11 protein-coding genes and 2 tRNA genes are annotated in these 14,260 nt (G+C 71.4%); 1 reads left to right on the top strand and 12 read right to left on the bottom strand.

Features of this window, described 5'->3' with window-relative positions; all coding sequences use genetic code 11:
• Nucleotides 1-19: 19 nt before the first annotated feature.
• The 5 genes from ACZ4XD_RS27735 to ACZ4XD_RS27715 form a co-directional block, all read right to left on the bottom strand.
• Nucleotides 20-865 carry a DegV family protein gene (locus tag ACZ4XD_RS27735; protein WP_468046465.1) on the bottom strand — a complete coding sequence of 282 codons (846 nt, stop codon included), beginning with the start codon at nucleotides 863-865 and terminating at the stop codon, nucleotides 20-22.
• Nucleotides 866-1,157: 292 nt separating this feature from the next.
• Nucleotides 1,158-1,964: a hypothetical protein gene (locus ACZ4XD_RS27730; RefSeq protein ID WP_468046463.1), complete on the bottom strand. Its 807-nt coding sequence runs from the start codon at nucleotides 1,962-1,964 to the stop codon at nucleotides 1,158-1,160.
• A 249-nt stretch (nucleotides 1,965-2,213) separates the two neighbouring features.
• Nucleotides 2,214-5,135 (bottom strand): leucine--tRNA ligase, encoded by a 2,922-nt coding sequence (locus ACZ4XD_RS27725; protein ID WP_468046461.1) that lies wholly within the window; start codon nucleotides 5,133-5,135, stop codon nucleotides 2,214-2,216.
• 311 nt (nucleotides 5,136-5,446) lie between these two features.
• On the bottom strand, nucleotides 5,447-7,405 hold the full coding sequence (locus ACZ4XD_RS27720; RefSeq protein ID WP_468046459.1) for a S53 family peptidase: 1,959 nt from the start codon (nucleotides 7,403-7,405) through the stop codon (nucleotides 5,447-5,449).
• Between the two features lie 357 nt (nucleotides 7,406-7,762).
• Nucleotides 7,763-7,835 (bottom strand) — tRNA-Ala (locus tag ACZ4XD_RS27715).
• 153 nt (nucleotides 7,836-7,988) lie between these two features.
• Between ACZ4XD_RS27715 and ACZ4XD_RS27710 the strand changes: the two genes are divergently transcribed.
• Entirely contained in the window at nucleotides 7,989-9,338 is a 1,350-nt protein-coding gene (locus tag ACZ4XD_RS27710; protein WP_468046457.1) for a glycosyltransferase 87 family protein, read from the top strand.
• 204 nt (nucleotides 9,339-9,542) lie between these two features.
• Here the strand turns inward: ACZ4XD_RS27710 and ACZ4XD_RS27705 are convergent, their stop codons facing one another.
• From ACZ4XD_RS27705 to nadD, 7 genes are all read right to left on the bottom strand, one after another.
• Nucleotides 9,543-9,776, bottom strand: a complete 234-nt coding sequence (locus ACZ4XD_RS27705) for a hypothetical protein (RefSeq protein ID WP_030413843.1) — start codon at nucleotides 9,774-9,776, stop codon at nucleotides 9,543-9,545.
• A 3-nt stretch (nucleotides 9,777-9,779) separates the two neighbouring features.
• Nucleotides 9,780-10,025 carry a hypothetical protein gene (locus ACZ4XD_RS27700; protein ID WP_042154731.1) on the bottom strand — a complete coding sequence of 82 codons (246 nt, stop codon included), beginning with the start codon at nucleotides 10,023-10,025 and terminating at the stop codon, nucleotides 9,780-9,782.
• A 203-nt stretch (nucleotides 10,026-10,228) separates the two neighbouring features.
• Nucleotides 10,229-10,301 (bottom strand) — tRNA-Ala (locus ACZ4XD_RS27695).
• Nucleotides 10,302-10,413: 112 nt separating this feature from the next.
• Entirely contained in the window at nucleotides 10,414-11,067 is a 654-nt protein-coding gene (locus ACZ4XD_RS27690; RefSeq protein WP_468046500.1) for a histidine phosphatase family protein, read from the bottom strand.
• Nucleotides 11,064-11,498 (bottom strand): ribosome silencing factor, encoded by a 435-nt coding sequence (rsfS, locus tag ACZ4XD_RS27685; RefSeq protein ID WP_042154734.1) that lies wholly within the window; start codon nucleotides 11,496-11,498, stop codon nucleotides 11,064-11,066. Before rsfS ends, ACZ4XD_RS27690 begins: the two co-directional genes overlap by 4 nt.
• Before the next feature lie 256 nt (nucleotides 11,499-11,754).
• Nucleotides 11,755-13,596, bottom strand: coding sequence for a LytR C-terminal domain-containing protein (locus ACZ4XD_RS27680; protein WP_468046455.1), 1,842 nt, complete (start codon nucleotides 13,594-13,596; stop codon nucleotides 11,755-11,757).
• 24 nt (nucleotides 13,597-13,620) lie between these two features.
• On the bottom strand, nucleotides 13,621-14,232 hold the full coding sequence (gene nadD, locus ACZ4XD_RS27675; RefSeq protein ID WP_042154737.1) for a nicotinate-nucleotide adenylyltransferase: 612 nt from the start codon (nucleotides 14,230-14,232) through the stop codon (nucleotides 13,621-13,623).
• Between the last annotated feature and the right edge of the window lie 28 nt (nucleotides 14,233-14,260).

Genomic DNA, 14,260 nt, shown 5'->3' with positions numbered 1-14,260 from the left:
GGGCACCCCGCCACCCCTCTCACCGCGGCGAAACCACAACCCCCAACAGACCGGGGCCCGTATGCGCGCCGATCACCGCGCCCACCTCGCTCACATGCAGCTCACTGAGCCCCGTGACCCGCTCCCGGAGCCGCTGGGCCAGGGCATCCGCGCGCTCCGCCGCGGCAAGATGGTGGACCGCGATGTCGACCTGGCCCTCGCCCGCCCGCTCCGCGGCGATCTCCTCCAGCCGCGCGATGGCCTTGGACGCCGTACGAACCTTCTCCAGCAGCTCGATCCGCCCGTCGGCCAGTTGCAGGAGCGGTTTGACGGCGAGCGCGGAACCGAGCAGCGCCTGGGCCGCGCCGATCCGGCCGCCGCGGCGCAGATAGTCGAGGGTGTCGACGTAGAAGTAGGCGGAGGTACCCGCTGCGCGCTTCTCCGCGGCGGCGACCGCGTCGTCCATGTCCCCGCCGGCCTCCGCGGTCTCCGCGGCCGCGAGGGCGCAGAACCCGAGGGCCATCGCGACCATCCCGGTGTCCACGACACGTACGGGCACCGGAGCTTCCTTGGCCGCCTGCACCGCCGCGTCGTACGTGCCGGAGAATTCCGAGGAGAGGTGGAGCGAGACGATGCCGCTCGCGCCGGTCGCCGCGACCTTGCGATAGGTCTCCGCGAACGTCGCGGGGCTGGGCCGGGAAGTCGTCACGGACCGGCGCTTCTGAAGCGCCTGGGCGAGGGATCTCGCGGAGATTTCGGTGCCCTCTTCCAGGGCCTGGTCCCCCAGGACGACGGTCAGTGGCACGGCCGTGATGTGGTGACGCTCGACAGCCGCCCGCGGCAAGTAGGCCGTGGAATCGGTGACGATCGCGACATGGCGGGACATGACAGGGAGGTTATCCGGGGATCCGGACGCCGCACAGTGCGGGCCCCTCCCCAAGATCCTCCAGGTTTACCCAAGGCTCTGCCAAGAGCCCACCGAAAGGCCCCGCCGAAGCCCTGGTTCCCGGAGAAGACCGCGTCAACACCCCCGGCATCCCCCGCATCCTCGACGTCCGCCAGGAACACAAGCCAGGTGAAGCCCGGTGAAGCCCGGAGCCGCCGGCCCCTTCACGGTCGTCTTCCTCTCCCCCGGGCCCCCGCCCCGCCCCCTCGCCCCTCCCCCCGCCGCTACGTCCTCATCTGGTCGTGTCCTCCGTCCGCGGGGCCTTCTGCCACGGGTAGGACGGCTGGGTGCGGGGGTCCCGTGCGGTGATCGCCGGCGGGTCCTCGGGGGCCGGGCCCCAGGAGCGGGCGGCGGCGTCCGACGGGCCGGCGGTGGCACCGGACCGTGCGGGCCCGTCCGTCGGCTGCGCTCGCCCGGGGCTCTTCGTCTCTCCCGGTCCCGCGCTCTCCGGACGGCCCGCTACGGGGTCCCGCAGCGGATCCGTGGCGTCCTCGACCCGGGTCCAGTGCCGCAGCGCGCCGGACTCCACATCGATCTGGTCGCTGAGCGAGGCCAGATCGTCGTCCGCGAACTTGCGGGCGCGGTCGCGCGCGGCCCAGCGCAGCGACTCCGCGGAGTGCGTGATCCGCTCCAGGCGCTCCCGGAGGTCCGGGAGGCGGACGCCGATGGTGGCCCGGTCGGGCTCGCGTTCCAGCCGCTTGAGTTCGTCGTCCAGCTCATGGCCATGGGCGCTGAGACGCTCGAAGAGCCCGATCGCCTCACTGAGGGAGGCGTCGTCCGGCGAGCCCCCGTACAGCACCTCCTGGGTGGCGCGCATGGAGGTGCGCAGCGAGAGCCGCAGCTGCGCCAGTTCGCCGACCACGCCGGGCTGGGCGATCTGGCGGGCCCGGAGGGTGGTGTCCTCGACGGTTCTGCGGGCGTGGGCGACCGTGCGGTCCACTCCGCGCTTGGCTGCCTTGACCGCCTTGACCGTCACGAAGACCCCGGCCAGAACGAACAGCACGAAGAGCAGTCCGACGATGGCAACGGCGGCTTCCATGGGCTCTCCCCAGACGTGTCGGCGGCGCCGGATTCCGGCCCGCGCCCTGTACCTCCACGGTAAACGGCCAGGGCAGGTCGCGGGTTCCGGAAGAACCCCCAACCTGCCCGTAGGGGAAACCACCCATGGCGCTCACGGAGCACCGGCAGGGCGGAGCGAAGCGGTCCCGCGACCGGCCCGGAGCCTCAGCGGCGGTCCCGAAGAGCCGCTGCCGGGCGCCCGGGACTGGCTCCGGGCGCCCGCCGACGGCTACGCCGGAACGATGTTCACCAGCTTCGGCGCCCGGACGATGACCTTCCGGATGCCCGCGCCGTCCAGTGCCGCGACCACGGCCGGCTCGGCCAGGGCCGTCGCCTCCAGGTCGGCGTCGGAGATCGACGGGGCGACCTCCAGCCGCGCCTTGACCTTGCCCTTGATCTGCACGACGCAGGTCACGGTCTCGTCCACGACGTACGCCGGGTCGGCCACCGGGAAGTCCGCGTGCACCACGGAGTCGGTGTGGCCCAGCTTGCGCCACAGCTCCTCGGCGATGTGCGGCGCGAGCGGGGCGATCAGCAGCACCAGCTGCTCCGCTACCGTGCGCGGGACGGGGGTGCCCGCCTTGGTCAGGTGGTTGTTCAGCTCGGTCACCTTGGCGATGGCGGTGTTGAAGCGCAGGTTCGCCATGTCCTGGCTGACACCGTCGATCGCCTTGTGCAGGGCGCGCAGGGTGGCCTCGTCCGGCTCGCCGTCGACGACGGTGACCTCACCGGTCGCCTCGTCGACGACATTGCGCCACAGGCGCTGGAGCAGGCGGTACTGGCCGACGACGGCCCGGGTGTCCCACGGGCGCGACACGTCCAGGGGGCCCATCGCCATCTCGTACAGGCGCAGGGTGTCCGCGCCGTATTCGGCGCAGATCTCGTCGGGAGTGACGGCGTTCTTCAGGGACTTGCCCATCTTGCCCAGGACGCGGCTGACCTTCTCGCCCTGGTAGTAGTAGCCGCCGTCCCGCTCCTCGACCTCGGCGGCCGGGACGGCGATACCGCGGCTGTCCCGGTAGACGAAGGCCTGGATCATGCCCTGGTTGTACAGCTTGTGGAACGGCTCGGAGGACGAGACATGACCCAGGTCGTGCAGCACCTGGGACCAGAAGCGGGCGTACAGCAGGTGCAGTACGGCATGCTCCGCGCCGCCCACGTACAGGTCGACGCCACCGGCCGGCTGCCCCTCGCGCGGCCCCATCCAGTACTGCTCGATCTCCGGGTCGACCAGCGCGTCGCTGTTGTGGGGGTCCAGATAGCGCATCTCGTACCAGCACGAACCCGCCCAGTTGGGCATGGTGTTGGTCTCGCGGCGGTAGCGCTTGATGCCGTCGCCCAGGTCCAGGTCGACATGGACCCAGTCCTCGTTGCGGGACAGCGGGGTCTCCGGCTGGGTGTCGGCGTCGTCCGGGTCGAAGGTCCGCGGGGAGTAGTCCTCGACCTCGGGCAGCTCCAGCGGCAGCATCGACTCGGGCAGGGCGTGGGCCACGCCGTCCTCGTCGTAGACGATCGGGAACGGCTCGCCCCAGTAGCGCTGCCTGCTGAACAGCCAGTCGCGCAGCCGGAAGTTGACGGTGCCCTCGCCGATGCCCTGGTCGGCCAGCCAGTCGGTGATCTTGGCCTTGGCTTCCGTGACGCCCAGGCCGTCCAGCGAGATGTCCGCGCCGGACGAGTTCACGATCTTGGCGTCGTACGAGGCGAAGGCGTCGTCCCAGGTCGAGGGGTCGGTGCCGCGGTCGTCCGACGGCTCGACGACACAGCGCATCGGCAGTTCGAAGGCGCGGGCGAAGGCGAAGTCGCGGGTGTCGTGGGCGGGGACGGCCATGATCGCGCCGGTGCCGTAGCCCATCAGGACGTAGTCGGCGATGAAGACCGGGACCTGCTCGCCGCTGACCGGGTTGGTCGCGAAGGCGCCGGTGAAGACGCCGGTCTTGTCCTTGGCCTCGGCCTGCCGCTCGACGTCCGACTTGGAGGCGGCCTGCTTGCGGTAGGCGGCAACGGCGTCGCCGGGGGTGGCGTGGCCGCCGGTCCACACGTCGTGGGTGCCCTCGGGCCAGGCGTCCGGGACGATCGAGCCCGTGCCGTTGCCGTTGTCGGCGCCGGCGACCAGCGGATGCTCGGGTGCCAGCACCATGTACGTCGCGCCGAACAGGGTGTCCTGGCGGGTGGTGAAGACGGTGATCTTGTCGTCGCCCACCGGGAAGTCGACCCGGGCGCCCTCGGAGCGGCCGATCCAGTTGCGCTGCTGAAGCTTGATGGCCTCCGGCCAGTCCAGCGCGTCCAGGCCGTTCAGCAGCCGGTCGGCGTAGGCGGTGATGCGCATGTTCCACTGGCGCAGCTTGGCCTTGAAGACCGGGTAGTTACCGCGCTCGGAGCGGCCGTCGGCGGTGACCTCCTCGTTGGCCAGCACCGTGCCCAGGCCGGGGCACCAGTTGACCGGTGCGTCCGAGGCGTACGCCAGGCGGTACTCGCCCAGGATGTTGGCCCGCTCCAGGGGGCTCAGGGCGCTCCAGGCCCGGCCGTCGGGGGTCGGGCGGTCGCCGGCCTCGAACTGGGCGACCAGGGTGTCGATCGGGCGGGCGGCGTCCGCCTCCGGGTCGTACCAGGAGTTGAAGACCTGGAGGAAGATCCACTGGGTCCACTTGTAGTACGCCGGGTCGATCGTCTCGATGGAGCGGCGCCCGTCGTGGCCCAGGCCCAGGCGGCGCAGCTGGCGCCGCATGTTCACGATGTTGGCCTCGGTGGAGACCCGCGGGTGGGTGCCGGTCTGCACCGCGTACTGCTCGGCGGGCAGGCCGAAGGCGTCGAAGCCCAGGGTGTGCAGGACGTTGTGGCCCGTCATGCGCTGGTGGCGGGCGTAGACGTCGGTGGCGATGAACCCCAGCGGGTGCCCGACATGCAGGCCGGCGCCCGACGGGTAGGGGAACATGTCCATGATGAACTTCTTGGGGCGGGCCACCGTCCCGGCGTCGCCGGCCAGGTCACCCTTGGGGTTCGGGGCCTCGTAGGTGCCCTCCGCCTCCCAGAATTCCTGCCAGCGTGCCTCGATGTCGGCGGCCAGCGCGGCCGTGTAGCGGTGCGGCGCCGTCGTCTCGGTGGGGGCACCTCCCGCGCTTTCGGCAGCGGGGGAGTTGGTCGTCTCGCTCATCGTCCTCAAAGCTCCATCGATCGTCTCTGCCAGCGGAAACGCGCCAGATCCCCGGCACGCCGAAACAAAAAGACCCCTCGCACAGGAGGGGAAGCCGCGCCGATTCCGACGGGTTCTGTCATCCGTCGGTACTGATCAGCGCGGCCCGCTAAGCAGAAGGCGTACGGCACGCATGGCGTCAGGGTACCGCAGGGCGTACGGGGCCCGCGCTGGGATTGCCCCCATGCGGGCCCCGCCCCCGGTTACCCGTCCTCCTACCGCCGCGTCACCGGGGCACGACCGGTGCGGGGAGGCGGGGCCGCGCCCTGGTGTCAGGGGCGGTAGGAGCTCACATAGCCGGCGCCCGGCGTGCCGACGCCGGTGACGTCGTCGTAGCCGACGACCGCGCGCAGGGAGCTGTCCTTGCCGAGGCTGCGCAGCGAGGTCGTGGTGCCCTTGCTCGCGTCGGTGCCGTTGACGTAGTCGACCCGGACGACCGCCAGGTCACGGCCGGCACCCAGGGGGTGATCGGTGACGTCGTGGTAGGCGGCGGTGCCGTAGCGCTGGTAGATGCCGGGGTTGGCGAAGCCGATGGCGACGCCGTGCCGGGCCTGCTGGGCGAGCGCCTGGACGCCGGCGATCACCGGGGCGGCCAGTGAGGTGCCGCCGATGCGGTACTCGTCATAGCCGAGCTTGCCGTCCGGCAGGGTCTGGGTCTGGCCGACCAGGAAGCCGGTGTTGGGGTCGGCGACCGCGGCGATGTCCGGGACGGTGCGCATCGCGCCACCGCCGTTCGCCTTCGCAAGCCCGTCCGGGACGACTCCGCGCTGGTAGAAGGGCTGCGCGACGGTCTTGCTGGTGCCGCCGCCGGCGCCGCCGTTGAAGGTGCCGGGGAAGCCGGTCCAGTCGTGGCCGTCCGGGGAGAGCACCGCCTTCCGGGTGCCCCAGCCGGTCTCCCACTGGTACGCGTCGTGCTTGCCGACGGCCAGAGAGGTGCCGCCGACGGCGGTGACCCAGGCGGAGTTCGCCGGGGTGTCGACCTGCTTGGTGCCGGTGTTGTCGACCTCGTCACCGTTGTCGCCGGAGGAGAAGTAGAAGCCGATGCCCTGCACCGCGCCCTGCTGGAAGAGCTGGTCGTAGGCGGCGGCCACGTCCGGGGTCTCGTTCGCCTCGATGTCGCCCCAGGAGTTGGAGACGATGTCGGCGAGGTGCCCGTCGACGATCTTGCCGAGCGAGTCGAGCAGATCGTCGTCCATGCAGGAGGCGCCGCCGACGTAGACGATGTCGGAGTCGGGGGCGACGGCGTGCACGGCCTCGACGTCGAGGGTCTCCTCGCCGTACCAGCCGGCCGCGCCGCACTCCTTGATGTGCGTGTAGTTCTCGGGCAGCACCTGGGAGAGCTGGCCCCGGCGGTAGCGGGGGTCGCCGTTGCGGGCGGCGTAGGTGTCCGCGTCCTTGGCGATGGTCGGCGAGGCGTACGCGTCGGTGATCGCGACGGTGACGTTCTTGCCGGTCCACTTCTTCGCCCCGTAGGCGGCGCGGAGCTGCTTCCCGGTGTAGCCCTTGATCGCGTACGGCGCCTTGCTCCCGTAGGCGGACGGCAGCTTCTTGTCGGTCCTGGAGCCGTAGTACGAGGAGAACGGGCCGGAGTTACGGAAGACACCTTCCGGCGGCGGCAGTTCGCTGGAGTGGTGCTTGGCGAGCCGCGGCGCGTTGTCCAGGCCGGTGACCGTCAGGACCGCGTCGGCCAGGGCGGCGGGCGCGGAGGCGGTGGCCGAGGGGGCGTGGTAAGTGTGCCCGCTCTTGCGGTAATTGTGCAGGTCGACGGCGAAGGCGCGCTCGGCGGCGGCCGCGTCGCCCTTGACCGTCAGATAGCGGTTGGTGGTGCCGGTGACCGTCAGACCGGACTTCTTCAGCCAGCCGGTCACCTTGGCTATCTGGTCGTGCGTGGCGCCGTAGCGGGCGCGCACCTGGGCGGGGCTCAGATATTTCCCGTACGCGGCGGAGTGCGGGTCGGACACGGCCCGCGCGCGGTCCGCGAGGCCGTTGGCGTCACGTCCGGCCAGGTAGACGCGGGCGGTGACGGCCGCGGAGGCGGAGGTGGCGCCCTGGTCGGCCTGCCGGGTGGCCCACAGCGGCTTGGTGCCCGGCAGCGCGTGCCGGCCGCCGTCGTGGCCCGCGGCGTCGGCGGCGGGCGCGCCCAGCGCGAGCGCACCGGCGACCAGCGGCAGCGTCGCTGCCCAGGCCAGACCGGCGCGGGCGCGCGGTGATCTGGTGCGGCTTGATCTCATGGAACCCCCTGTGTGGCGATGTGGTGCGCCGCGGGGTGCCGCGCTGCGCCGGTGTGCCGGTGTGCGGCACCGCACGAGCGGTGAAGGCGTGAGAGGTGAGGCTCACGCGATCCGCCACTCTTTCGGTGAACCGTTCATGTCAGGGGCATGCGATCACCAAGATGAACCCAAGGAAAGACAAGGACTGGTCAGGAATGAACACGGAGCGAACGCTCAACTCGCCCTGGCGGACGCGTCACTGACCGGATATCAGCACAACTCCGGGGGAACTACCGCCGGTTGCACCCCTGGGACGCCCGGCAGACAGACACACGACGAAGCAGGCCATCCATATCGGATGACCTGCTTCGTTCACTGTGGAGCTAAGGAGAATTGAACTCCTGACCTCCTGCATGCCATGCAGGCGCTCTACCAACTGAGCTATAGCCCCGTATTCTGTTTCCGCCCGGTTCCCCGCTGCGGCATCGCCTACATTACACGGACCTCCCCGGCTTTCGCCAAATCGTTCTGCCCGGGGCTCTGCGGCGCCACGCGCGGTACTGTCGGCGATCTGTGTCCGATTCGTCCTGGGGAGCCGTACGCCGTGACCGCGCTGGAGCTGGAGCAGTCCACCGACGCCGGCGGCGCCCAGCCCGGCAAGGGCCTCATCCGCCGGCACCCGACCCTCGCGGCGGCCCTCGGCTGCCTGGTCTCCTTCGCCGCCTTCTGGACCGTGCAGCGCCTGCTGCACGTGACGATGATCGACCTGATGGTCTACCGCGCCGAGGGCTTCACCGTCCGCAACGGCGAGTCCCTCTACGACATGGTGGCGACCTCGGCGCATCTGCCCAACACCTACCCGCCCTTCGCGGCCCTGCTGTTCACCCCGCTCACCCTGCTCGGGGTCCCGGCGATGCGGACCGTCGCCACCGCCGGCAACCTGCTGCTGCTCGTCGGCGTCGTCCACCTCTCGCTGCGGCTGGCCGGCCGGCCCCGGCGGCTGCCCCGGCCCGCCGCGACGTTCGCGCTCTCCGCGCTGCTGGTGTGGTGCGAGCCGGTCTGGACGACGCTGCGCTACGGCCAGATCAATCTGCTGATCGCGGTGCTGGTGCTGTGGGACCTGACCCGCGCGGACACCCGGCGGCTCGCGGGCATCGGCATCGGCATCGCGGCCGGCCTCAAACTGACCCCGGCGCTGTTCGCGGTGTTTCTCGCGCTGGCCGGACTGGTCCGTGCCGGGCAGCTGCTGCGGTCCGGCGCGCGGTTCCGTGCCGCCTGGAACCCCTGGCTGCGGCAGGCGTCCGTCGCCACCGCCACCTTCCTGGCCACCGCGCTCCTGTCCGCGCTCGCGCTGCCGCGCGACTCGTACCGCTTCTGGACCGAGATCGTGTACGCCACCGACCGGGTCGGTGAAGTGGAGATCACCGCGAACCAGTCGCTGCGCGGCGGCCTCGCCCGGCTGCTGCACACCCACGACCCGGGCGCCGCCTGGTTCGTGGTCGCCGGTCTGACCGGGGCCCTCGGTCTGACACTGGCGGTCGCCTCGCTGCTGCGCGGGCAGCGCGCCTGGGCGGCCGTCGCCTGCGCGGCCACCGCGCTCCTGGTCAGCCCGATCTCCTGGTCCCACCACTGGGTGTGGTGCGTACCGATGCTGATCCTGGCCGGCTCCGAGGCGCTGCACCGGAGGGGCACCGCGGCCCGCCGCTGGTGGACGATGACCGGTGCGCTGGGGCTGCTCTTCTGCTCGTTCGCGCTGTGGTGGGTGCCGCACCGCTGGCACCACCACGAGGAACTGCACCAGAACGGCCTGCAGATGCTGCTCTCCGGCAGCTACCCGCTCGCCGGTCTCGCGCTGCTGGCATTGACCGCGGCCCGGCTGTGGCGGCTCCGGCGGCGGGCGGGACAGGGCGACGCACGCCCGTCGGCCGACGCCGATGCCGGCGGCGGACGCTGAACCGTGCGCCCGCACTGCGGAGTTGCGCGGTGACCGTCTCATATCCGCCCCAACGTCCCCGCCGCCGACGCCGGTTCCGTCCGACCGAAAGGGTCCGAAAGCGTCCGGAACTGCCCGGACCTGCCCGGAGCTGTCCTGAGCTGCCTGAGACGGCGTCAAAGGAAGGGGCGCGCTGCGTCAGTGCCCCTGGGGGCGGCGGCCCGCTCAGGCCGTGGCGAACGAGTAGAAGCGCTTCAGCGTGCAGTGCTCGTCCAGCAACCGCCCGTAGATCGGTTCCCCGTCGAGCTCCCGGTAGGTCTCGATCGGGTCGCCTTTTATGACCAGGGCGCGGGCGCATTCCTCGCACCAGTACTGGTAGTCCGTGTTGACGGGTTCCATGTCCCGGACGATCGGCGTACCGCTGCCGCACCAGTCACATTTCCTGCTGTGCGCGCCCATCCATCAGCTCCAACTGTGGCCGCAGGCCGTACAAACGAAGGAAACGCCCCCGTTGTCGCCCAGCACCTGTGCGACATGGGAGGAGCCGCACGAGGGGCACTGCAGAGCGGTGCCGTCGCCGTTGCGCACGGAGGCGGGACCGTCGACGGGGCAGGTGAAACGGAGCGCGTATTCCGGCAGCCAGTCATAGCCCTGCGCCTCGGCCACTTCGAGCAGGTCATTGACCTCCTCGAGGATGCTCGTGGGCATCGCGATCTCTCCTCCCCTGCCGGCGCCGTCCGATTCTGCCACGGACCGCGGGCCGGGTCAGGGCCGCCTTCGCGCCACCGTGGCCGACGGCATCGCCGGCCACCGGCCCGGCGGCGGCCCGCGCACGGGGCGCCCCGACCGCGATGCGGCCGCGCACAACGCAGAGATCCCGCCTCCGAGAGGAGACGGGATCATCCGGGTTGTGGAGCTAAGGAGAATTGAACTCCTGACCTCCTGCATGCCATGCAGGCGCTCTACCAACTGAGCTATAGCCCCGGGTCTTGTTCCGCTCCCCCGGGTTTCCCCCGGCGGCGCCGCGAACAAGAAGAACTTTAGCCTGCGACCTGCCCAGATGTGAAATCCGGCCCGGCCGGGCCGCCCGGCGGGCTCAGTCGTCGTCGCCGAGCACCGGCTCCGGCAGGGTGCCGGCGTTGTGTTCCATCAGGCGCCAGCCGCGCGCGCCCCGGCCCAGCACCGACCAGCAGCAGTTCGACAGACCGCCCAGGCCCTCCCAGTGGTGGGCCTCCAGGCCGAGCAGCCGCCCGATGGTGGTGCGGATCGTGCCGCCGTGGCTGACCACGACCAGGGTGCCGTTCTCGGGAAGCTTGTCGGCGTGGTTGAGGACGACGGGCGCGGCCCGGTCGGCGACCTCGGTCTCCAGCTCGCCGCCGCCGCGGCGCACCGGCTCACCGCGCTTCCAGGCGCTGTACTGCTCGCCGTGGCGCGCGAGGATCTCGTCGTGCGTCAGCCCCTGCCAGGAGCCCGCGTAGGTCTCCCGCAGGGCCGCATCATGCGTGACGTCGAGCCGGGTCAGCGCAGCCAGCTCACGCGCCGTCGCCGCCGCCCGCTGGAGGTCGGAGGCGATGATGGCGTCCGGCCCGAGGGCGGCGAGCAGCCGGGCGGCGCGCCGCGCCTGGGCGACACCCGCCTCGGTCAGCTCGATGTCCGTCGAGCCCTGGAAACGGCGCTCCAGATTCCAGGCGGTCTGGCCGTGGCGCCACAGGACGATGCGGCGACCCTGGCCGCTCCCGGTGGCGTTCAGAGCAGCTCACCGTCCTGTTCGCCCGCCGTGGCGTCGGCGTGCGCCGCGGCCTTGCCACGGGTGGCCTTGGCCTCCTCGGGGAGGTCGATCTCGGGGCAGTCCTTCCACAGGCGCTCAAGCGCGTAGAAGACCCGCTCCTCGCTGTGCTGGATGTGCACCACGATGTCGACGTAGTCGAGCAGCACCCAGCGGGCCTCGCGGTCGCCCTCGCGGCGGACCGGCTTGGCGCCGAGGTCCTTGTTGAGGCGTTCCTCGATCTCGTCGACGATCGACTTGACCTGGCGGTCGCTGGGCGCCGAGGCCAGCAGGAAGGCGTCGGTGATCGAGAGGACGTCACTGACGTCGTACGCGATGATGTCGTGCGCGAGCTTGTCGGCCGCGGCCTGGGCGGCGGCGTTGATGAGCTCGATGGAGCGGTCCGTGGCGGTCACAAGCGGCTTTCCGGTTCGAGGGCAGCCTCTCCGGCCGGGCAGGGGCGCTGGCTCGCTGCGGAGCCGCGGCGCGCGCCGCAGTCCCCATGGGCAACCGGATCGGCGGTCAGGTACCCCTCAAGGGTCTCACGGACCGCCGACAGCCCGGCTGTGTTTTCGAACCCACCGGTCGGCTCCGGCGCGCGGGCCGGCAGCGCCGGGGCCGGCGACCGGGCCCCGGCGGCGGACACCGGAGGGGCCGGGCGCGTCCGGCCCGTCAGCCCTTGTAGTCCCGTCCCAGCACCACGGTGATATCGGCGTTCGAGGCGCCCTTGCCCTGCCGGACCGCGCCCGCCGGCAGCCCCAGTGTCTTGGCGACCTCCGCGGCCTTGGCCTTCTGGGCGGCGTCCGCGTAGGTGATCCGGGACGCGGTACCGGCCGCGGCGGCGGTGCCGTCGTCGACGAAGCTGTAGCCGCCGTTGAGCAGCGCCACCTGCGCCTTTCCGGTGGCGGCCTGGTTCCCGGTGGCGTTGCGGACCGCGACCCGGACGGTCGCGCCGGGGGCGGTCTTCTTGACCGTGCCGCCGAGCACGTCCTTGACCACACTGGCCGAGGTGGTCTGGCTGAGCGTCCCGTTCGCCTGTACGGGCAGCAGGGTGGTCCGGTAGGCGCCGGTCTTCGCCAGCTCCGCCCGCTGCGCCAGCGAGCTGCCCAGCTGGGCCTCGGTGAGCGGCGGGTCGAGTACCTGGAGCAGCGTCTTCACCGTGGTGGTGGCGCCGTCGGCGTCGCTGGAGACCTTCTTCAGGGCGGCCTGCATGACCTGGCCGAACCGCTGGAGCTGCTTGGTCTGCGGCTCGCCCGGCTTCAGATAGGTGGCGTAGGCGACGGCGGCCTGGCCGCTGAGGTCCTGGGCGCTGCCCTGTTTGACGACCGGGGAGGCGCCCTTCTTGGCGCCGGGGACGGTGGCGTCGGTGTCCAGGGTGATCCCGCCGATCGTCTCGACGAGGTTCTCCAGGTACGGGGTGTCCAGCCGCCAGCTGGCCTTGAGGTCGGCGCCCAGGAGGCTGTTGAGGGAGTCCCGGGTCGGCTCGGTGCCCTCGTCCTTGACGGACTTGCCGAGCGTCGTGCTGGTGCCGTCGTCCTTGGGGACGAGGAGGCTGTTGGGCAGGAGGACGGTGGTGCCCTTGTGGGTGGTCTCGTTGTCCACCAGCAGGGCCGTCGAGCTGTTCCCGCTCTTGGTGTCCCGCAGATGGACGACGAGGACATCGCGCTTCTGCCCGGCGGCCGCCGCCGCGCCGGACTCCGGTCCGGCCACTCCCGGCAGCTTGCCCGCCCACCACAGATAGCCGACACCGCCGGCGACCAGCAGGGCCAGCACGACGGACAGCGCGACGATCCGGCTGCGGCCGCGCCGCTTGGCCTCCTCGCGCCGCTCGGTGCGGCTCTCGGTGAACTTCAGCCAGTCGATGACGTCTTCGGAGTCCTCGTCCGGCTCCTCGATGAAGGCGAACTGCTCGGTGCCGTAATCGGGGGCGTCGGCGGAGGGCGCGCCGGACCTGCCCGCGGCGTCCGATCCGTCGGCTTCCTCCGCCGGGGCGCGGCGCTGCGCGGGCGGCCGGGGCGGGCCGTCCTGGCGCTGCGGGGCGGCCTCCTCGTAGCGGGGCTGCTCCCCGTAGGAGACCTGCTCGTACGGGGACTGCTGGGCCTGCTGCGGGATCCACTCCTGCTGGTGCGACGGGTCCTGCTGGGGGCTGCCGTACGGGTCGTACTGCTGCGGATGGCCGGGCCGGTCCTGCACCTGGCCGCCGCCGTAGGGGTCGTAGCCGTACTCCGGCTGCGCCTGGTACGGCTGATGGCCGCCCTGGTACCCCTGGGCGGTCTGGCCTGCGCCCTGTTGGCCGCCGTACGGGTCATAGCCCTCATAGGCGGACGGGGCGGCCTGCTGCCCGTAGGCGTCGTAGTGCTGTGGGTACGACGGCTGTGCGGCGTCGTGGTACACCGGCTGCCCGTAGGCGTCGTAGGTGTAGCCCTGCTGACCCTGCTGCCCTTGCTGCTCCTGGGCATACGGGTCGTGGGCATACGGGTCCCGCGGCCCGTACGGATCCTGTCGGTCGCTCACCGGTGCCCCTTTCCGTCAGCCCCGTCAGCCGTCGTTGCGGTACAGCTGCTTTTTGTCGATGTAGCGCACCACACCGTCCGGCACCAGGTACCAGACCGGATCCCCCTGGGCGACGCGCGCCCGGCAGTCGGTCGAGGAGATGGCCAGTGCCGGCACCTCGACCAAGGACACCGCCCCCGCGGGCAGCCCGGGGTCCGCGAGGACATGGCCGGGCCTGGTCACCCCGATGAAGTGGGCGAGTGAGACCAGCTCCGCGGCATCGTGCCAGGTCAGGATCTGGCTGAGCGCATCGGCGCCGGTGATGAAGAACAGATCCGCGTCACGGTGCTCCGTCCGCAGATCACGCAGCGTGTCTATCGTGTACGTCTTGCCGCCGCGGTCGATATCGATCCGGCTGACGGAGAACTGCGGATTCGACGCGGTCGCGATGACCGTCATCAGATACCGGTCCTCGGCCGGGGACACCGTCTTGTGGCTCTTCTGCCACGGCTGTCCCGTGGGCACGAAGATGACCTCGTCGAGGTGGAACTGGCTGGCCACCTCGCTGGCGGCGACCAGGTGTCCGTGATGGATCGGGTCGAACGTCCCGCCCATCACTCCGAGTCGCCGCTTCACGGGCCCTGTGTGCTCTCCCATGCGTGCAGACCCTACTGGGCGACGTGCG

This window comes from Streptomyces sp. NPDC029466, from assembly GCF_055574515.1.
Note: the sequence above shows the minus strand (reverse complement) of the source record. Positions and strands in the feature narration are given on the sequence as shown.